Origin of the sequence: Chryseobacterium viscerum (genome assembly GCF_002899945.2) — a bacterium.
GTDB classification, from domain to species: domain Bacteria; phylum Bacteroidota; class Bacteroidia; order Flavobacteriales; family Weeksellaceae; genus Chryseobacterium; species Chryseobacterium viscerum.
The window spans coordinates 202130-222429 of record NZ_PPEG02000002.1; the positions used below are offsets into that span (position 1 = coordinate 202130).

At 36.5% G+C, this 20300-nt stretch carries 15 protein-coding genes; 7 read left to right on the plus strand and 8 right to left on the minus strand.

The window, feature by feature from the left end; all coding sequences use genetic code 11:
• The first annotated feature begins 28 nt into the window (after positions 1-28).
• Positions 29-547 carry a HugZ family pyridoxamine 5'-phosphate oxidase gene (locus C1634_RS04580; protein ID WP_103234620.1) on the plus strand — a complete coding sequence of 173 codons (519 nt, stop codon included), beginning with the start codon at positions 29-31 and terminating at the stop codon, positions 545-547.
• Positions 548-710: 163 nt separating this feature from the next.
• A complete protein-coding gene (locus tag C1634_RS04585; protein ID WP_103234621.1) occupies positions 711-1325 on the plus strand; it encodes a 4'-phosphopantetheinyl transferase family protein in 615 nt (204 codons plus the stop codon).
• On the opposite strand, the gene C1634_RS04590 is transcribed toward C1634_RS04585, so the two are convergent.
• On the minus strand, positions 1306-3570 hold the full coding sequence (locus C1634_RS04590; protein WP_109737963.1) for an FUSC family protein: 2265 nt from the start codon (positions 3568-3570) through the stop codon (positions 1306-1308). The two genes, C1634_RS04585 and C1634_RS04590, sit on opposite strands and share 20 nt — an antisense overlap.
• Positions 3571-3784: 214 nt before the next feature.
• Between C1634_RS04590 and blaCHM the strand changes: the two genes are divergently transcribed.
• Positions 3785-4543 carry a CHM family subclass B1 metallo-beta-lactamase gene (gene blaCHM, locus C1634_RS04595; RefSeq protein WP_103232925.1) on the plus strand — a complete coding sequence of 253 codons (759 nt, stop codon included), beginning with the start codon at positions 3785-3787 and terminating at the stop codon, positions 4541-4543.
• Between the two features lie 84 nt (positions 4544-4627).
• Here the strand turns inward: blaCHM and porV are convergent, their stop codons facing one another.
• Together porV and porU are read right to left on the minus strand one after the other, a co-directional pair.
• Positions 4628-5791 (minus strand): type IX secretion system outer membrane channel protein PorV, encoded by a 1164-nt coding sequence (gene porV / locus C1634_RS04600; protein WP_034699905.1) that lies wholly within the window; start codon positions 5789-5791, stop codon positions 4628-4630.
• Between the two features lie 59 nt (positions 5792-5850).
• Entirely contained in the window at positions 5851-9753 is a 3903-nt protein-coding gene (gene porU, locus C1634_RS04605) for a type IX secretion system sortase PorU (RefSeq protein WP_109737964.1), read from the minus strand.
• A 164-nt stretch (positions 9754-9917) separates the two neighbouring features.
• Here porU and gldJ point away from each other — a divergent pair, with 164 nt between their 5' ends.
• Positions 9918-11519 carry a gliding motility lipoprotein GldJ gene (gene gldJ / locus C1634_RS04610; RefSeq protein ID WP_103232928.1) on the plus strand — a complete coding sequence of 534 codons (1602 nt, stop codon included), beginning with the start codon at positions 9918-9920 and terminating at the stop codon, positions 11517-11519.
• Between the two features lie 156 nt (positions 11520-11675).
• Complete coding sequence (locus C1634_RS04615; protein ID WP_103232929.1) at positions 11676-12947, plus strand: UDP-N-acetylmuramoyl-tripeptide--D-alanyl-D-alanine ligase; 1272 nt, start codon at positions 11676-11678, stop codon at positions 12945-12947.
• 153 nt (positions 12948-13100) lie between these two features.
• Here the strand turns inward: C1634_RS04615 and C1634_RS04620 are convergent, their stop codons facing one another.
• On the minus strand, positions 13101-13709 hold the full coding sequence (locus C1634_RS04620; RefSeq protein WP_103232930.1) for an NUDIX hydrolase: 609 nt from the start codon (positions 13707-13709) through the stop codon (positions 13101-13103).
• A gap of 36 nt (positions 13710-13745) precedes the next feature.
• On the opposite strand from C1634_RS04620, the gene C1634_RS04625 reads away from it, so the two are divergent.
• Positions 13746-14135 (plus strand): orotate phosphoribosyltransferase, encoded by a 390-nt coding sequence (locus tag C1634_RS04625; RefSeq protein WP_103232931.1) that lies wholly within the window; start codon positions 13746-13748, stop codon positions 14133-14135.
• Between the two features lie 51 nt (positions 14136-14186).
• Here the strand turns inward: C1634_RS04625 and C1634_RS04630 are convergent, their stop codons facing one another.
• From C1634_RS04630 to mdlD, 4 genes are all read right to left on the minus strand, one after another.
• Positions 14187-15230, minus strand: a complete 1044-nt coding sequence (locus tag C1634_RS04630) for an anhydro-N-acetylmuramic acid kinase (protein WP_103232932.1) — start codon at positions 15228-15230, stop codon at positions 14187-14189.
• Positions 15231-15241: 11 nt separating this feature from the next.
• Positions 15242-15832, minus strand: a complete 591-nt coding sequence (lptC, locus tag C1634_RS04635; RefSeq protein WP_103232933.1) for an LPS export ABC transporter periplasmic protein LptC — start codon at positions 15830-15832, stop codon at positions 15242-15244.
• A gap of 1 nt (position 15833) precedes the next feature.
• Complete coding sequence (locus C1634_RS04640) at positions 15834-17147, minus strand: hypothetical protein (RefSeq protein WP_103232934.1); 1314 nt, start codon at positions 17145-17147, stop codon at positions 15834-15836.
• A gap of 196 nt (positions 17148-17343) precedes the next feature.
• Positions 17344-18663, minus strand: coding sequence for an NAD(P)-dependent benzaldehyde dehydrogenase MdlD (gene mdlD / locus C1634_RS04645; RefSeq protein WP_103232935.1), 1320 nt, complete (start codon positions 18661-18663; stop codon positions 17344-17346).
• Positions 18664-18915: 252 nt separating this feature from the next.
• On the opposite strand from mdlD, the gene C1634_RS04650 reads away from it, so the two are divergent.
• Positions 18916-20034, plus strand: a complete 1119-nt coding sequence (locus C1634_RS04650; RefSeq protein ID WP_103232936.1) for a DNA polymerase III subunit — start codon at positions 18916-18918, stop codon at positions 20032-20034.
• Positions 20035-20300: the final 266 nt, after the last annotated feature.

The following is a 20300-nucleotide window of genomic DNA, read 5'->3' on the forward strand; positions in this document are numbered from 1 at the left end:
TTTTAGCGGATAAAAAAATATATATATTATGAATCATACTCATACAGAAAAGAGTGCTAAGCCTATTGCTCCAAAAGTACAGGAGCTCATCAATGCTTCCAAAAGTATTATCCTGGCTACAGTGGATGCTGAAGGAATTCCTAATTCCAGCTATGCCCCTTTTGTACAGGTGGAACAGACGTTTTATATCCTGGTATCTTTCATGGCAAAACATACAAAAAACCTTGCTGATGGAAGAAATGCTTCTATCATGTTTATTGAAGACGAATCTGCGACCAAACAGATCTATGCCCGCGAGCGTCTGACTATTGAAGCAGCACCTTCTCAAATTGAAAGAGATTCTGAAGTATGGAATGATGTAGTGGCTAAATTAAAAGAAACTCACGGAAAAGTAGTGGATGTCATTTCCGGAATGGGAGATTTTATTTTAATTGCTTTGCAGCCTGTAAAAGGATCTTATGTGAACGGATTTGGAAGTGCTTATTTTGTAGATGCCAAACTTGACATTGTAGAGCATAGAAATGATGCGAATCACCAATCTAAATAAATAAGCTGGGAGCTGGAAGAAGGAGGCTTAAGGTTTATAAAGATTAATCAAACAAAGAATTTATTTTTATAACGAGTAGCAACTTCCATCCTCCAGCTTCCATCTTCGTTTCTTCTTTTCCACTAATGGTTTCTTTTTAGTATTTTTGTCCAATAAAAAAAGAATGCCCCTTTACAGAGATTTTTCAGATGATAATGCCACGATCCTTGTTTGGAAATATGATGAGGATGAAGAGCTTGATATCAACGAACTTCTGGAGCCGGAGAATGCTGAAAAGGTGAAAGATTATCATCCTAAGAAACTCCTTGAAGTCCTGATGGTCCGTAAACTCCTGAAAGGACTAAAACCTCATTCTAAAATTTTATATAAAGAAAGAGAACCTTTTCTTGCTCCCAACGATGCGGAAATTTCCATTACGCATTCTTTTCCTTTTGCTGCCATAGCCATTTCTAAAAATAAAATAGGGATTGATGTCGAAAAATTCAACCCTAAGATTTTAAGGGTAATCGATAAATTCACCTATGAAAATGAGCGCGGATTCATTCCCGAAGATAAAGCCGATACTTTTTACACCATTATATGGAGTGTAAAGGAAAGCATGTACAAAATTCATCACTCAAAATATTGGTCTTTAAAGAAGAATTATGAGGTGAAACCTTTTGAGCTGAAGCATCTTCATAAAATAAGCTGTCGTGTATATGACGATCAGTTTTCAGATGAATTCAAGGCCAGGGTAGAGTTTTTTGATGACTACTGCTTTACGATTGTGGAGGAGTAGGCTCTGTTTCGTTTTTGTATTTTTCGATAACCTTTCTCTGTTCTTTTGCGACATCATAGATCAGCTCCAGAATATCGTGGATATTTTTAAGCTCCGTCAAATGTGATATTTTATCAGGATCTCTTCTGTCAACGATGTCATTTTCTTCAATCTCGGTTTTTCTTTTCAACAGCATATCTTCAATGGAAGAATCTTCCGGCTCAAGACGGCTTTCCATTTTCAGGGTTTCGTTCACGTCATTACCGTTGAGAAGGGTAGAGGTTTGCTGCATTTCTGCTTCAATTTTTCTGCTCCAGCTTTCAGCATCTATTTCAGGATATACCTCATTACTTTTTGAGTATTGAGATAACGAAGCAGTATAGGCTGTGATCAAATGGGAGGTTGCCACAAACTGATGCACCACTTCCAGTTTTTTCTGCTGATTTTTAGGATCAGAAATCATTCTCTGAAAATTATCGGAAAGATTGGCCAAAGATATGATGGCATTTTTTCTTTTTACTTTATACTCCTCAAGGTCAAAATTTCCTTCTAAGAATTTAGAAATTACACTCTGGAAATAGATAAGGTTGTCTGCAGCAGACTTTTTCATCAGATCCAGATTTTGGGTATGTTCCCAGACCGGCAATACAATATAAGACACCACAAAAGCAATGATTCCCGCAATCGCTGTATCAACGATTCTGTCTTTAAAAATGATATTGACTTTTCCGGGATTTAAAAAATTAAAACTCAGGAAAACATAAATAGTCATGAATAATACCGCCCAGAAATACCGTCCTTTCAAAAAGCTGAAACACATGATCATACTGATGAGCAGAATAGCCAGTAATACTCCGTTAATATGGATGAAATGCAGAATAACGTAAGCAATCGTTGCTCCCGCAATGGTTCCATAGAGACGAAGAAGATTTCGCTGTTTTGTAATGGAATAAGCAGGTTTTAAAATAGCCGTAATGGTAATTAATATCCAGTAAGTATGTCCCAGTCCCAGAAGATCGAACATAGAGAAAAGGTACCCCAACAATAAAGCGGTTGTAATTCTTATGGCGTGACGGAAATGGGAAGATGATAATGAAATATTATTTCTTAAAACCTTGGCATTAAGTTTAGGCTCATTAGGCATAAATTTTTTCAAATCTAATCCTGTGGATAAACTCTTCGCCAGTTTTATATTCTGAGAAAATACTTTATAGATCTCGTTGATTTCTTTCGTGATTTCATAGATACGCATCAGGATCTGACGCAGAATCATGAAGTTTTCCAGGTTGTCGGAAGACAGTTGTTTATTTCTAAGCTCGAAATAATTATAATTTAAGTTCTTTAATTCCAGTTCCAGATCAGACAGCGGTTTTGCTCTGGTTCCACTTTGAAGGGCGATTCCTATATTGGTAATCTCTTCTGCCAAAAGATTGAGATAATCATGAATATTCACCAGAATCATACTGTCTTCGAAACTCTGCTGCAGTTTCTGATAGTCACTTTCAGAAGTCATCAGCTTTTCATGAAGATCCATAGAATTTAGGAACATCAGCATCAATAAGCGGCTGGTGGTTGTAGATTCATTGACGATGGTTCTCGTTTTAAAAACCGTTTCCCGGGTATCTTCCTGCAGGTTTTTTATTGCAATCTGTTTTGCAATTACCTGAGTGGTCAGTTTATTAAAATCTGGATTCTTCTGGTAATAATTGGCTTTAATCTTTAAAAATTCAGCCAGCTGAAGATAATTTTCTCCAATCATCTGACTCGCCAGTTTATAAGGACGTATGGTGGTTACGATAAGGAATATGAGTAAAAACCAGATACAGCCTGAAGCAAAGATCAGCAGGCTTTTAAAGATATTACTTCCCGTAAGATGCCCGTCAATAAAGATCGCAAGAACAACCAGGGATAATGAGCCTACAGCAGCCAGTCTTTGACCATACACTCCAATGAGTGAGAAAAACATCCCGAATACGATAACCTCAAGAAGGACCAATAGCTTAATATTCATCACAAGACTTGCAATGAGTGCGACAAAAACAAAACAGAAGATCGCAAAGGTAAGGGCATTTCTTCTTCGGATAAACGGACCGGGCTGATCCGTAAGGGCTACAAAGCTGGTTCCGAGAGGGAAGAGGAAGTATTCTTTTAAAATCCCGAAGTGGGCGAGGACTAGACAAGGCAGAACAGTAGCTAATGTAATTCTGATGGCAGAATATACATACTGACTGGTTACAAATTTTTTTAGTTCCGCCGAATAGTTCATATTACAAAAATAGCTATTGAATTTAAGAAAAGCGCCATAAAAAAGAGACTTTTGTAAACTTAAATATTATATTTTTTTAATGAGCGTTATTGAGTGTTTAAAAATAAAGAGACAAGAAAAAGCAGATTGAGGATTCACTTTAACATTTCCGCTGACTAATCATGTTTTATGAATTCTTACCTTAGCTTATCTCAACTCTTAAATATTCAGGCTCATGAAAATTAGTAGTAATAATATAGTTGTCATTTTATTGTCTTTCATTATTCTAAGCTGCAGTTCGCGGAATAAAAATCCTTTTAAAGCAAAAGAAATTTATAAATCCAATACTCTGATCATTACTCAGATTTCAGAACATTCTTTTATTCATACTTCCTTTAAGCAGACCAATGATTTCGGAAATGTCCCTTGTAACGGATTGATTGTAAAAGATCGGGATGAAACTATCGTTTTTGATACTCCTACTAATGATAAAAGTTCTGAGGAGCTGATTAAATGGATTACTGAAAAACTCCATGCAAAAATCAATGCGGTGGTTCCTACCCATTTTCATGATGATAGTTTAGGTGGATTGATGGCATTCCACAAGAATAATATTCCTTCTTATTCATATGCTAAAACAATTGAACTGGCCAAAGAAAATAATTTTGTCATTCCTGAAAACAGTTTCAATGATGCAGTTGTTTTGAAAGTAGGAGATAAAGAGGTCACTGCAAAATTTTTTGGGGAAGGGCATACAAAGGATAATGCAGTGGGGTATTTTCCAAGTGAAAATATTCTGTTTGGAGGCTGTTTGTTGAAAGAACTTGAGGCTGGCAAAGGATATTTGGGAGACGCCAATGTTTCTGCGTGGTCCAATACCGTTGAAAAAGTAAAAAAAGAATATCCCAATGTGAAAATCGTCGTTCCCGGACATGGAGATTATGGGGATGGAAGACTTCTTGATTATACCATTCAATTATTTAAAGGTGAATAATCAATTGTTGCAGTATAAAAATAAATTGACAAAAAAAAGCCTCATTACAATGTATGAGGCTTTTTTGTATAGCTGTTGCTTTTATTAACGATCGTTATTGGATGTTTCTTCTCCAATGTTCCAGGTAAGACCGAAACGAAGAGTATTATCCAATGCACTGTTGATTTTAGACATATTGATCAGGTAAGAAAGATCAAGTCCGAAAGAACGGTATCTTAGTCCAACACCCGCTGTTGCAAACTGTCTTGCTCCCTGCTCTTCACTTTCATGGAAGTAACCTCCTCTTACAGAAAAAGCATTGTCATAAGAATATTCTAAAGCACCACTGTACATGATACTATTTTTGTTTTTGAAAGATTTTCCAATACCAGCCATTGGCCCTACGTTAGGAATTTGATAAATAGGCTGTCTTGTATTAGGGTCTATTCCTGCATATTCAGATCCAGGAACCAAAAGTTTTGAACCTTCTACAGAGATTCCTACTCTGTTCATATCATCCAGGTACATGTCATATCCAACCCCTAATCTTGCCATAGTCGGAAGATAAGATCTTGATTCTTCATTTCCTGTATAATCCAGTTTCGGACCTAAGTTCTGAATCGCCAAACCTGCATTTACCTTCCCATCATATCCACCAATACTGGAGAATCTTGGAGAAGTATAGTATCCTGAAACGTCTACTGCAAAACTGTTTGCAGCCTTAAGTGTAGTATCTGTGTTGAATCCTCCGGCTAAGTCTGAACGGATGAATCTACCGGTAACAGCACCAGAGAATGAATCAGAAAGCTTCAAAGCGTAGGCAACGTCAATTGAGAATTCGTTTGGTTTTGAGGTACCCATTGATGCAATTTCTGTACCTACCAACTGAGTCAGGTCTACCTGTCCCATGTTGAAATAATAGATACTTGCAGAAATTGTAGATCTTTCTTCCTGCCCCAAGAACTTGTGGAACGAAGCATATAATAAGAATACATCATTGGTAAGTTTTCCCATGTAAGGTGTATAGTTAAGACCTACGGAAGAACTTGTTCTGCTGAAAGGATATTTAGCCGCATTCCAGAATTGAGAAAATGCATCCGGAGAGGTTACCACCCCTTGATCTCCCATACCTCCCGATCTCGCATCAGGAGCAATTCTTAGGAAAGGAGCTCCGGTAAGAACTGGGTTTACTTTACCTAAATCTTGCGAATAGCCTAAAAAACCAGCACTCAAACCAAATCCTAAAAGCAGTTTAGTAGTTAAATTCATATGTTGTCTTTTATATATTATCAGTTTTTTGTTAATATTATTGTCTATGTATTATTTAATTATTTCAAAAGTACCATTTTTTCTACAGCTGTAGCACTTCCTTTGCATTTTTCTTGATTTTGACTTTTTGCAAATATCTTAAAAATATACGTACCTTTTGCAACAGTAGCACCAAAATCATCTCTTCCGTCCCATTCTATTGCCTGACGAGGGGTTCTAAAGCCCTGTAGGAACGGTTCTGCCACCACCGGTTGTGATAAAGTTCTTACCAATCTTCCCGTTATTGTATAAATCTGTACGTTCACATCCAGAATATCATCACAATTGTGTTCAAACTGAATATATGTTTTATTTGTAAATGGATTTGGCCAGTTCAGCGGACGGTTGATCGTCAGGTGCTGGTCAGATTCATCCTTAACTTCAAAATTTAACGTAGCACTTGTTGAATTATTGTTTATGTCCCAAACTTTAAATGTCAATTGGTGTTGTCCGATTGCCATATTTCTGAAAGGATAGGTTACATTTCCTTTCTGATAGTCGGCAAGACTTGGGTTTAAACATCCGTTTCCTTCTCCCGGAGCATAAAAATCATTCAAAACAACAGTATTGATAATCTGCCCGTCAAGGTATACGGTAATATCGTGACCGACTCCTGATCCGGTTGAATTAATTCCTGTATCATCTGTAAGACAAGCCAGAAGCATAGGGTTCTGATTGGTAATTCCACCATCTGCAAAGTTGGTGTTATTCATATACAGTTTTACCTTTGGCGGCTGGTTATCATTAATTCCGTTAGGGTTGATATCACCTACCTGTACAGCCTGGTTGTTGAAAACATCCGTAGACTTGTTGTCTGCGTAGGCTAGTATTCTTCCCTGACCTACTGCGTAGTTGATGTCTTTAGGAACGTAGAATTCGGCAGTGAATACACCGTTCACAGCAGTTCCGGCAGCTTTTACAATGGCGCTTCCTTCTTCAGTGTAATCTAATACAGGAGATAAAACTCCATTGTTATTTAAAGTTTTCTTATTTAATCTCTTATCGAAAATATTGATGCTGACCTTTCCGTTGAAGGTACTGTTCAATGTTCCGTTCGTATTATTGACGTGTCCTTTTATTTTAACAAAATCTAACCCTCTTATCAATCCCGGAACAGGGGTTTCAATATTATCAATGATCAGAAGTCTTTGTGGTCTGCTCAGTTTCATAGCGGGGTCACCCAATAAGTTTACCTTTAAGTGATTATTGTTGGGTCCCTTTTGTTTTTTAGCAATTAAATGAGCATTTCCTAAGGAGTTGAAATCGTCGTTGGTTAGCTTAAATATATTTTGAGTCAATGTATTGGTGAAGTCACGTCCGTAATCTACCCCAATGGCACGGCTGGAAGTAATCATTGTTGATGCACCTCCCTGTTTCATTTTAATAAACTGTTCTCCTACAGAGTTGGTTGAAGGCTCATCCCATAAAGTAAATTCACAGGTGATGGTGGATACAAACGGGAATCTGCTGTATACATTGGAGAAGTTATTGGCATTCTGAACCTCAGTACTTGTCAATACTCTTTCCTGTGCCCAACCGTTGATTCCTCCGTGTCCGAAATAGAAAAGGTATAAGCTGTTTCCGATAGCATTGGAAATAGCCTGGTTTACCTGCGGATATCTTCTACCTCCGGATGTACTCTGAGCGGTAAAGGCATCCAGATATAATTTTTTAACATTATATTCTTTCAGATCTACCTGACCAGGTTGTTCAAATATACTAACCAGAGAGTTGTTCATAACATTGTGGAAAGGACTTCCTCCTTCGTTATTATCATCCACTACGAAGTCAAGTCTCATACGCCAGTCTCCGAAAGGACTTGATTGTCCCTGAAGAGAATTATAATAAGCCAGCGTTTTATTGATCATATCTCCGGCTTCACTGGTATTCGCAGCAGGAATTCTACCCACTGGCAGATCCGGTAAATTATTTTCAATTAATAATGTAGTCTGTGGCTTAGTCATTACAATATAATCATCCGTTACAAATGATGATACATAATCTGAAGACTGCTCACTCTGGTAGCTGGCAACAACGTTTGTATTATTCGGAACTCTATTCTTATAATCAAATGAGGCATCCCCCAGAATAAATACATACTGAAGTCTCCCTAGAGGAGTATTAAGCTTGCTTACAAAATCTCTTACAGCAGTAAGGTCTTTGCTTCCACTGCCATATTCCTCATAGATCTTGTTAACGTCTACAATTTCTACCTTATAATTATGATTAGTCTGATGATAACTGGCAAGTCTTTGTGCCTGGCCCATCATTTCAGGTACAGTAAGGATAAGGTAATCTACATTTTGTAAAGCAGAAAGATTCTGATTTGAAATTCTTCCTACAAACTGAGGACTGAAAGCAGCATCGGCACGGAAAGCCACAAATTCATTATTGAAATTCTGATCAGCAGCAGTATAGGCAAAGTTGAAAGAGCCAGCTCCTCCTTTATTTACCCTTTTAGTAGCATTTGTAATATCCGTTACATCCCATACCTGTTCAATATTAGCCGCGTTGCTAATGCTGAAACCATAATCTGTATTGCTTCCACTTACAATCGAATAATCTCTGAAATTCATCTGTGAACCATTGAAAGCCAGATTTTCCTTATACTGAACTTCTACATAATCAAAATAGAAAGTTCCGTTAGGGTTTTTAGAAATATCAGGGTTCAAAACCATTGTAATCTGGTTCCCGGTAAGATTGGTAAGAGAACCTGTATAGGTTACAGGATAGAAGGTATACTGATATGATGATGTATCTGAAGGGATTATTTGTAGTGTGTGCGGATTTAAATTATTGATCTTAAAATCAATTGTATTCTGTTGAGAATTATAAGCAACCACTTGTGTTCTGTATCGTACAACATCATTCGCCTGTATGGGCGAATTGGTAGCAAATGTTATTGTTTTTTCATTGTTGAAAGGAGTATCTTCTACCCATGTTCTACCCACTTTCAACAGGTTTTTCTGATCCTTGTTGATCACCTGATAATTGTCGTATCTTGTAATTACCTGGGCAGGAAGAGTTCCATCAATCGTCGGAACCCTTTTACCGGAACCTTTGTCAAAGTTGATATAGTAATAAGAGAAATCCTCATATATATTTTTGACATTATTGCTTCTTTCGCTGAATCGGGTATCCTTTCTTTTAAAACCATTTCCGTTGGAAGTATCATAAAGATTGTATCCATCAGGTCCCTGTGCGTAGAAGAGGGCATAATCATTATCATTCCATACGCCGTCATCTTCACCTACTACCTGAATGGCATTTTCCTGTAAAGCTCCGTATCTCGTATCCTGGTTAAACTCAGGAAGCATTACACCTCCGTTTCCATAGATTCTGAAATTTTTAGGATTTACAGAACCAGGATTGATTCCGTTATCTTTTAAAAATTGAGAGGTAATTTTGAAGACTCCAGACTTGTCTACTTTTATTTTGTAGAAATTCCCACTAGATAATGGGTTAATATTAGATCCTATTTTACTGACAGTACCTGTAGTATTGACAAATGCGGAGGCTTCTGAAACATTAAATGAGGATAATCTCTGAACACGGCCTTTTACATTTTTAAATAAAGCGATACTCACACTTGCATAGCTGTCTCCATCTAAAGTATAATAGGCAACATCTGCCACATCATAATTGGGAAGATTCCCTTTATCAAGTTCAAATAAATCCTGATTGGAAACGTTTTCCCAGACAAGGTCTGAAATTTTTAATTGCTTTTCTCCAATTTTTTGCTTGGTTACTATAAAAACGTTATTTTGGTTGAAAGAAAAACCTTCATTTTTAAAATTTGGAAGATTCAATTTTGTGTCACCAAAATCCTGAATTTTAGAGCCACTCCATTCTATGGTGTTTCTCTGGGCGTAAAGTGTTGATGCAAAAGCGATTAAAGATAAAAGCGTAATTTTTCGTTTCATGTTTACTATTGAAATTGCTAAATTACAAAATAAATGAAAATTTTAGAATTAAATTGCGATACAATAAAATTAATTTGTTAACGTTTTTCAAAAAAATCAAATGTTTACTTGATTTATTGAATAATTTATTTTTTCTTTGTACTTTGAAAATATTTATATCAACTATGAAAAAACTAAAGTTGTTTTCATTAATAGCATTAAGTTCTACACTTGCATTAACCAGCTGTGGCGGATCAGGAACCAGCAAGGGTGGCGGTACCAAAAAATTTGTCAGCAAAACAGGTTGGAAACCAAACGAGAAACAAGGTTGGTTTTTTGCAGGAAAGCAACAGAAGCAGAAGGGGTGGCCTGGAATGGTATATGTAGAAGGTGGAACTTTTACGATGGGATTAGTGAAAGATGATGTTATGCACGATTGGAATAACACACCTCGCAGAATGCAGGTAAGTTCATTCTTTATCGGAGAAACTGAAATTACTAACTACGAATACCGCGAATACCTGACATGGTTGAAGTATGTATTCCCACCAAGTGACCCGAGTTTTAAGGAGATCTATAACGGTGCTTTACCGGATACCTTATTATGGGACAACAAATTAGCTAGAAACGATTATAACGAAACGTATTTGCGTTCTCCGGAATTCGATTACTATCCAGTTGTAGGAGTTTCTTGGACACAGGCAAACAGATACTGTGAATGGCTGACAGACAGAGCGAACGAAAAAGCTTTGATGCAGTCTGGTATTATTGCTAAAGATTTGTATATCAACGAATCCAATAACCAAGGAGGTACTGCATTCAACATGGATAAATTCAAATCGAATGATCCTGAAATGCAAGGATATATTAATGAGAAAAGAATGCAGCAAAAAACTGGTATGAAAACGACAAACCAGAGATTGCTTGCTGCCAACAGAGCTCCAAATTCTGCAATGGTACAGAAGTTCAGACTTCCTACTGAAGTAGAATGGGAATATGCAGCTCTTGGTATGGCTAAAACCAGAGAATACAACCAATACTTAGGTAAAAAACCTGAAATCGAAAGATTAAGAGGTACTAAAGGAAGAGACAGAGGAATGTTCCTTGAAAACTTCAAAATGGGTAAAGGGGATTATTCTGGTATCTCAGGTTGGAAGAATGATGGTTCTGCACAAACTTCTGATGTAAGAAAATATCCATCTAATGATCTTGGTGTTTATGGTATGTTCGGTAACGTTTCAGAATGGACTGCTGATGTTTACAGACCTATCATTGATGAGGATTACAGTGATTTCAACTACTATAGAGGAAACATGCCTCAAGCTATCGTAAGAAACGGTGACGGAACTTATAAAATGATCGACGAAGGTAGTATCAAGTATGATACTTTGGCTGACGGAAGATTAGTGTATAAAGGACTTCCTGGACAATTCGAAAGACAGACTATCGCTGACTATAGAAACTATAGAGATGGTGACAGACAATCTTCTTTAGAATATTACAGAGCTTCAGATTCTGCTGCAGGATTTGATATGTACAACGCTCCTAAAACAAGTTTCGTTGTAGATGGAACGGGTAGAGTGAAACTACAGAAAGATACTAAAGAAAGAACTTCTGGAATTTCTAACGAGGTTAGAGTAGTAAAAGGTGGTTCTTGGCAGGATACAGCTTATTGGCTAGACCCGGGACAAAGAAGATATAAAAATCAAAACAGAGCTTATGGTTGGGTAGGATTCCGTGTTGCACAGGATTCTAGAACGAACGATAAGAGTAGAACTAGAAGATAATATTTATCAAAAAATACTTATAAAAAACCTTCCGGATTTCCGGAAGGTTTTTTTATTTTTGAACCATGAAATCGCTTTGATTAAAAAGTCTAAAATACTCATATAGATTTGGCGATTGCAAATGACTTCTTTAAAAATATATATATATATTTCCACATGAATATAGAACAGTTTTATCCTTTATTTCTGCAGGCCGCAAAAGTGACTATTGATAGCAGAAAAATAGCAGAGAATGATATTTTCTTTGCCTTTTCCGGTGAGAATTTCAATGCGGCTACCTTAGCGGAAAAAGCCATAGATGATGGAGCTTTGGCAGTGATTGTTGAGCTTCCGGAATTTGAAAACAGAGATAAAAATATTTTCTATGTTCCGTCTACCCTTGAGTTTTTACAGCAGCTCTCTCTCTATCACAGAAGCAGGCTTGCCATTCCTTTTATAGGGCTTACAGGAAGTAACGGAAAGACTACTACAAAAGAGTTGATTCATGCTGTTCTTTCAGAAAAGTTTAATGTTCAGTATACATTCGGAAACCTGAATAACCATATCGGAGTTCCTTTGACGATCCTTTCCATTAAGCCTGAACATGAGATGGCCGTCATTGAGATGGGAGCCAATCATCAGAAAGAAATTGAATTTCTGTGTACCATCTCACAACCTGATTTCGGATATATTACCAATTTTGGAAAAGCTCATTTAGAAGGATTCGGAGGCTTCGAAGGAGTGATCAAAGGAAAGTCTGAGCTGTATGATTATCTTAAAAGTAATCATAAAACTATCGTTGTTAACGAAAATGATCCTATCCAGGTTGAAAAAACGGAAAATTATTCACCGAAAATTACCTTTGGAAAAGATGCATCCGATTATAATTTTGAATCTTTTTCGGAAGAACATTTTATAGGATTAACTTATCAGGGAGTAAAAGCTGTTTCAAAACTGACAGGAGAATACAATTTTACCAATCTTTGTGCAGCTGCAAGTCTAGGACTTCATTTCGGAATCAGTTTTGAGAAAATAAAACATGCTCTGGAATTGTATACGCCTACCAATATGAGATCGCAGGTGGTGAAAAAAGAGGGGAGAACCTTGGTTCTGGATACCTATAATGCCAACCCAAGTTCTATGACTGCTTCATTGAATAACTTCATCAGTTTTGAAGGCCGTAAAACCATTATTATCGGAGATATGCTTGAACTGGGTGATGAAAGTGAGAAAGAGCACCAAAACATCTTAAAACTGTCTCAGGATCTGAATTTCGATGAAATTATTACGGTAGGAAAGCATTTTAAGGCAGTTAATCCTTCAGATCTTGCTTTTGAAAATACAACAGTATTGATGGAATATTTAAAACAGAATAAAATTCAATCTGAAAATATATTGTTGAAAGGATCCAGAGGAATTGCCCTTGAGAAACTGATTGACTTTATTTAGAGTCAGGAAGCAGGAAGCTGGGAGAGGGAAGTTACCGACGACAAGCGAAGAGTTGTTCTCCTTTATTCAACTTTATAATAAATGATCACCGAATGAAGTGGATTGCCGGATAGTAACTTCCGGCTTCACGCTTCCAACTTCCGGACCCATCACTTATTTTTTCAAATCCCAGAATTCTTGTACAATGAGTTGAATATTTTTGAATGTGCTCGGAAATACTTCATTCTCAATCTGTGATGTCGTTTTCCAGGCTACTTCAGTAATGCCCTCTTCTATTTGAGGCGTGGAAGTGTCTTCTCCATCGAAGTTCATTTCAAACCAATGGGTGCATTTTAAGATTTTCTCACCATTTCTTTCTATATAAATATGATAGGTGGTATTGATGAACTTTAGAAGTTCAACATCTTTCAGACCGGTTTCTTCTTCTATTTCACGTACTGCAGACTCTTCTCTGGATTCTCCTTTTTCCATTTTCCCCTTGGGAAGATCCCACTTACCAAGTCTTTTGATGAAAAGAATCTTACCTTCAGGATTATTGACAAGACCTCCTGCCGCTTCTATAATTCTGAAAAGCTTTTGGAATTCCTGCCAGATTTCGTCCAAATTCTCACCATATACATTCAGTTCCTGCACAGAAGTATTCTCCAAAAGATCAAGAGCGATCTCTAAAGTCGTATAATTTTCATACCCAAGCTTTTTTTCAAGTTCTTCAGGATGCTTAGATATTAATAATTTTTTTTCGTTGATAAAAACTTTATACATTTGTAAGAGTTAAGAATTTAAATACAAAAATAAAAAATGAATTTAGAAGGACGAAAGATTATTGTCAATAAATCATCTAAAGAGCTTACCGAATTGCTAAAATCACCTGGAAATTACAAAGATTTTATGCCGGATGGTCTTCAAAAGTTTGAAACAAGAGATAACGGATTTAAATTTGGATTACAGGGAATGCCGGAAATCGCGTTAAAAATAGATGAAGTAGATGATCAAAAGGCTGTTTTAAGATCTGCAAGTTCAAGCTTGGATTTTACATTAACAGCAACTTTAAACCCAATTAGTGAAAACCAGACTGAAGTTCAGATGTTGTTTGAAGGGAAATTTAATCCTTTCATCAAAATGATGGTAGAAAAACCATTACAGAACTTTATCAATACGCTTACCGATAAGATCGAAGCTTATAAATAATAAAAAAACCTTCATTTTTGAAGGTTTTTTGTTTTTTATCAGATGATGTGTTTAAACTATGATTCCCGAGCAGTGATCATAGGAGCTTCCTGTGGCGGAAGACAATACATTCACCTCGTTATTTATTTTTAAAACACCCATAAAGGCGAAGATCAGAGCTTCCTTATAATCGATGATCTCTTTTTCAGGGATGATAACTTCGGATTTTGTTTTTGCTCTTATTTTTTCAATTAAAAAAGTATTGTAAGCACCCCCTCCGGTGATAAGGATGTCTTTTATATTGTTCTTATTGATGACATGAGCGATTTGCTGGGCACAATGCTCTGTAAAAGTGGCTAGGGCATCTAGAATTTCGATATTTTCAAGAGCCGGAAATACATGTTGATTACACCATTCTATTCCTAATGATTTCGGGTGTGATTGCTGATAGAAATCTAAGTTGTTAAGCTCATTAAGTAAAGCTTGATGTATTTTCCCTTTTTTCGCAAGTTCTCCGTTTTCATCAAAACTTTTATGAAGCTTCTTCGCTAAATGATTCAATACAATATTAACAGGAGCAATATCAAAAGCGATCCTTTTTCCGTCTGACTGTAAAGAGATATTGGAAAATCCACCAAGATTCAGACAAGCACTGTATTTTGAAAAAAGCAATTCATCACCTATAGGAACCAATGGAGCTCCGTTTCCTTTCATCAGGACATCTTGACTTCTGAAATCATAGATGACAGGTAATCCGGTTTCCAGATTGATTGCTCTGCCGTCGCCTATCTGCAGTGTAAATTTTCTCTGAGGCTGATGAAAAACGGTATGGCCATGGGATGCGACCAGACTGATATTTTCAAGCTGATGGTGATGAATAAATTCCTTAACCTGCTCTCCCAGATAAAAACCATACTCAGAATGCAGTTCCAGTAAGTCTTCAGCAGAAAGATGAATGGAGTTTTTGAGTCTGTTTTCCCAATCTTCAGAATAAGGTAATGTCTCGGCTTTCAGGATTTGAAAGGTCCATTTGTCCTGTTTTTCAAATGCTGCAAGACAGATATCCAAACCATCCAGACTCGTCCCGGACATCAGTCCAATAGCAAGAGCTTTCATTCTTTTTGGATTTATTTTTTATTCTCGGAAATTCTTTTTGAACTGAAATCTCCGGAGTTGTTATAGAACGTATATTCGGAAAAATCATCTTTAGCAGTCATTCCATTGGCACCCACCAGAGTAGAGCCGTCTTCCATGGTGACATACACCGTATCTTTAGTATAGATTCTGTTCTTTCTTTGATCCCAATAAATACTCTGCATCGCAAATCTCTGTCCTTCATTGGTTTTTATTCTTACATCACCTTTGGCTTCGTAGAATTTTTTGTATTCAAAGATTCGGGCGTATTTGGCTGTAATCCTTCCCGGAACTTTTGGTTTCTTTTTATCAAAGAACTCGATATCAATTCCTTTTCTGGCTACAACATACGGGCTGTCAATAAGCTCATACTTTTCAATGATCGGTGCTTTGGCTTTTAAAGTGACAAAACCAGAGTCGCGTTGTATAATATTGGCGTTGTTGATAATCTGTGAAGGGAAGTTTTTACTTTGACTGCCATTTCTTTTGGTAAGATCCTCTTCACAGGATGTCAATATAAAAAATATAGCACAACTAAAAAGGCATGCTATATTTTTATATGATATTTTTTCTGAAAAATTCATTCTAGTTATAAAGAGTCTTTCTGAACCATTTATCAGCAAAATTAAAGCCGATTTTCAGGTTGATGAAATTCTGATTGATCAGGTTGTTGCTAAGAGTTCCTCTTTTTCCAACTTCTACTCCTATTTCAAGACCACTCATTCTGGTGATACTGCTGTTTTTGAATGGAAGCATTACCCCTCCGGAGATACCGAATTTATTGATGCTCGTTCCATCCAGGTTAAGATTTCCTCTTTCATAGAAAGCCCCATATCTGTAGACTACCCTTGAGAAGTAGCTTCTGAAGTTGTTATAGTTAGGAAGGTACCATCCACCGGCAGAAATTCTGTAGGTATCCTGGAAATCAAAAGTTTTACCAAAATATGCGATGTTTTCTCCTTTTTTATAATCAACCTGTCCAGATACAAACCAATGGTTTTCACTTCCATATCCAACCCCTACAGAGGCCTGTAATGGAAGAAGGTTTTTAGATTTTGTATCCTGTTGTTCTATAATTGTTTCTGACCCGTTAACCTTTGTCGTTTCCTGAGTATCAGCATATCTGTAGGTACTGTTGATGTACTCAGTAGTCATATTACTCGTGTTACCAAATGTAGCAGTAGCTCCTACTGTAAACTTCTTGTCAGTACGTGTATTTAAAGTCTGATAACTTGTACCAAGGGTAAAGTTAAAGTTTCTGATTCTGTTTTTCGTCTGATAACCATTCACATATTCCCCAGCATAACTACCAGTGGCAGCATTATAAGCACGGAACTCGTTAAGGTCACTAAGATCTCCAAAATAAAGGTTAGCTCTTGCTCCCACAGAAAGTTCCTGATTGATTTTATAAGAAACAGCTACCTGTGCGGTGTTCAAAGTTCCGCTTCCTTTAAAGTTATTTCTATAAAGAGGAGTCTTATCTTCAGCAAACTGTTCCGTTACGATATCGTAGCTTTTAGAACTGTATGGCTGATAAGAAATTCCCATTTTTACTTTTGAAGATAACGGAAATGCCAACGAAATACTGGAAAGGTACGTAGAATGCTTTGTAGATTTCATATCGTTAAAGTTCGATTTGAAATAATTGTTTTCATTGGTAGCCTCCAATCTGATACTCGTAAGTTCGAAATTGGCATTGTTCGCCGGGTTGGCAAAATTGAAACTACTGGTAAAATCACTGATAAAAGCAGTGGATATACCTCCCATAGAAGCAGTTTCGATCGTATTATCATATTTCACATCTCCAATTCCATAAGTTGCATAAGGTGAGTTGCTTAGACTCTGTGCATTCAGAAAATATCCAACTGATATGAATGATACTACAAAGATTTTTTTCATTCTTTATTTTTAAAATAATGCGCAAATATCTTAAATATTAATGAATTGTAAAAATTATATGTGGTTAAAGTTTGTTAAGGGCCTTCCTTTAAAAGAAAAATGCAAATTTTTATCAATAAAAATAGTAATTCTGCTATACAAAAAAGACTGTTCTATGATGAACAGTCTTGGTTTATACAGAGTATTATCTCTATTATTATTTTACCTGAAGAACAGAACGGCTGTGGCTAAAACTTTCAAAGCTGAATTTGCCATGATATTTTCCCATTCCTGAAGTTCCTACCCCTCCAAAAGGTAAATAGTGAGAACCAACATGGATGATGGTACTGTTGATTTCCGCATCTCCGCTTGTCGTATGATTGAGAACATAATCTGCAAACTCCTGATTTTCCGTGAAAACATATAAAGCCAACGGTTTAGGACGATTATTGATTTCTTCCAAAGCCTCTTCAATGTCATTATACGTCATAATAGGAAGGATAGGACCAAAAATTTCCTGCTGCATAATCTGATCATCCCAGGTAACATTATCCATTACAGTTGCTTCAAAATGACGGGTTTCAATATCATAATGCCCTCCATAGATCACCTTTTCAGGAGCTGCTTCCAGGTAACCTGCAAGGTGCTTAATCTGGTTTTGACTTACAATTTTTCCGATTTTCCCTAAAGAGTTACCTTCATAAGTGGTTTCTAAATTTGCTTTAAACTTTTCGATAAATGCATCTTTTATAGATTCATGGATATAAATATAGTCCGGAGCAACACACGTCTGACCGCAATTGATCCATTTTCCATAGGATATTCTTGCTACTGCTTTATCCAGATCTGCATCCTTATGAACAATAGTAGGAGATTTTCCTCCAAGTTCCAGAGCCAAAGGGATTAATTGCTCTGCAGCAGCTTTCATGACGATTTTTCCAACATTCGGACTTCCTGTAAAGAAGATATAATCAAAAGGAAAGCTCAATAAGAGGGTGTTTTCCTCAATAGCTCCCTGAATAACTGTAACATAAGACTCGTCAAAAGATTCATTGACAATTTGCTCAAGAACTTTTGCCACGTGAGGGGTATTTTCCGAAGGTTTTATAATAGCCGTATTTCCTGCAATCAGTGCTCCGATAAGCGGACTGAAAGTCAGCTGAACAGGGTAGTTGAATGGGCCAATAATATAAGTAACGCCGTAAGGTTGATAGGTTATCTTGCTCTCAACTTCTGCTCCTGATGGATGTGGTTTTGAAAGCACCGGAGTCGGTTTTGCCCACTCATCAATATTCTCAAGAAGATAATCAAGTTCACTGATAACAATTTGAATTTCCACATATTCTGCTTCCTTTCTGCTTTTCCCCAAATCGATGGATAAAGCTTCACAAAGATCATCCGTATGCTGTAAAAATACTTCACGGAATTTTCTTAACTGGGTCTTTCTGAATTCAATATCTTTAGTCTGATTCGTTTTGAAAAAAGCCTTCTGTTCCTGAAATACACTTTTGATTTTTTGTTCTAAATCTTTATTCATTGGTTGATGATTTTACTATTAAGGTATAATTTGATATGGTAATGTAATTTACGAGAAATTTTACTTTACAAATATATTGGATAAAATTAAATCTTACACAATTTAATTTTTAATTTTATTCTAATAAGATTATTGATATTTCCTATCATATAATAGATATTCTGAACCTTCCGGAATTGATGATCTAGAGTTTTATGCATTTTAAGCAGACTTAATTTTATAAATTGAGATAAGATTTTTTATCTTTGAAACATGAATTGGGAGAACATCGCGGGACAGACGAATCTGAAAAAACTTCTTAGAGAAAGCATCGCCGAAAACAGAGTGAGCCATGCCCAACTTTTTGTAGGAAAGGAGGGATACGGAACTCTACCTATGGTATTGGCCTATGCACGGGAAATTTTAAGTCAGGAAAATGAACATGCTGCAGCGAAAGTAGAGCACCTCAATCACCTGGACCTGCATTTCAGCTTTCCGGTTTTTACAGATAATAAAAATTCTTTAAGCAAGAATAAATTTGAAGAGTTCAGAGAAATGATACTGGCTTCTCCTTATGCAAGCTATGATGACTGGACGGCTTTTTTAGAATCTGAAAATAAACAGCTTTTTATTTCGGCGGATGAGATTGATGATCAAAATCAAAAATTCTCACTAAAAAGTTATGAAGGAGGAACCAAAATCCTTATTGTCTGGAGAGCCGATAAAATGAATATTGCCGCTTCCAACAAGTTTTTGAAATTTTTGGAAGAACCGCCAGCCAAAACGATCATTCTTCTTACTGCAGAAAGTACAAATGATATACTTCCTACTATTCTCTCCAGAACGCAGGTGGTAGAAATCCCAAGAATCACTGATGAAGATATTGAAAGCCATCTTAAAACGAAATTATCTGTTTCAGAAGATAAAATAAGAGAAATTGTTCATGAGGCACAGGGAGATCTGAATGATGCTGTAAAGCTTCTTAATTCGGGAGACAAAACCAACGAATTTGAAAAACTTTTTGTACAATGGGTGAGAGATGCCTTTATGGTGAAAAAGAAACCCGAGTATCTTAGGAGTATTATTCTTTGGGCGAGAGAAATTGCTGGATGGAACAGAGAAAAACAGAAGAATTTCCTGAATTACTGTTCTGAAATTTTTAGATTGGCACTCCTTCAGAATTATCAGTCCGAAAATCTGGTATATAAAAAGATCAATGCCAATGGCTTCAACTGGGCAGGATTTTCGAAATTCATCAGCGGAGCTAATATTGAAAGTATTTTAGAAGAAATCAATACCGCAGATCTGCATCTGACCCGAAACGGAAATCCTAAAATTGTATGGACCGATCTGGGCATAAAATTATCAAGATACATTCACAAAAGCACATAATAAAACTCCGGTAACATTACCGGAGTTTTTGTTTTTACGTCACAGTCTTTGCTTTTTTATCTTTTACAGAACAACATCTACCTTCATTAAGTTTTTCCTGAGCATAATCCGATGTGAAAAAATGACCGTTGCAATTGAAATTATTTTTTTCATGATCTCAATTCCTAAGGTTGATCAATGTAATTCTTTTTTGATTCATTTCTATAATCTCAGATAAACAGAGATATTACTGCGGTTTCTTTTTATAAATAGGGGATTGTCTGTTG

Coding starts and splice junctions, on each gene's coding strand:
- C1634_RS04580 (WP_103234620.1), top strand. CDS start 29: ATGAATCATACTCATACAGAAAAGAGTGCTAAGCCTATTGCTCCAAAA.
- C1634_RS04585 (WP_103234621.1), top strand. CDS start 711: ATGCCCCTTTACAGAGATTTTTCAGATGATAATGCCACGATCCTTGTT.
- C1634_RS04590 (WP_109737963.1), bottom strand. CDS start 3,570: ATGAACTATTCGGCGGAACTAAAAAAATTTGTAACCAGTCAGTATGTA.
- blaCHM (WP_103232925.1), top strand. CDS start 3,785: ATGAAAATTAGTAGTAATAATATAGTTGTCATTTTATTGTCTTTCATT.
- porV (WP_034699905.1), bottom strand. CDS start 5,791: ATGAATTTAACTACTAAACTGCTTTTAGGATTTGGTTTGAGTGCTGGT.
- porU (WP_109737964.1), bottom strand. CDS start 9,753: ATGAAACGAAAAATTACGCTTTTATCTTTAATCGCTTTTGCATCAACA.
- gldJ (WP_103232928.1), top strand. CDS start 9,918: ATGAAAAAACTAAAGTTGTTTTCATTAATAGCATTAAGTTCTACACTT.
- C1634_RS04615 (WP_103232929.1), top strand. CDS start 11,676: ATGAATATAGAACAGTTTTATCCTTTATTTCTGCAGGCCGCAAAAGTG.
- C1634_RS04620 (WP_103232930.1), bottom strand. CDS start 13,709: ATGTATAAAGTTTTTATCAACGAAAAAAAATTATTAATATCTAAGCAT.
- C1634_RS04625 (WP_103232931.1), top strand. CDS start 13,746: ATGAATTTAGAAGGACGAAAGATTATTGTCAATAAATCATCTAAAGAG.
- C1634_RS04630 (WP_103232932.1), bottom strand. CDS start 15,230: ATGAAAGCTCTTGCTATTGGACTGATGTCCGGGACGAGTCTGGATGGT.
- lptC (WP_103232933.1), bottom strand. CDS start 15,832: ATGAATTTTTCAGAAAAAATATCATATAAAAATATAGCATGCCTTTTT.
- C1634_RS04640 (WP_103232934.1), bottom strand. CDS start 17,147: ATGAAAAAAATCTTTGTAGTATCATTCATATCAGTTGGATATTTTCTG.
- mdlD (WP_103232935.1), bottom strand. CDS start 18,663: ATGAATAAAGATTTAGAACAAAAAATCAAAAGTGTATTTCAGGAACAG.
- C1634_RS04650 (WP_103232936.1), top strand. CDS start 18,916: ATGAATTGGGAGAACATCGCGGGACAGACGAATCTGAAAAAACTTCTT.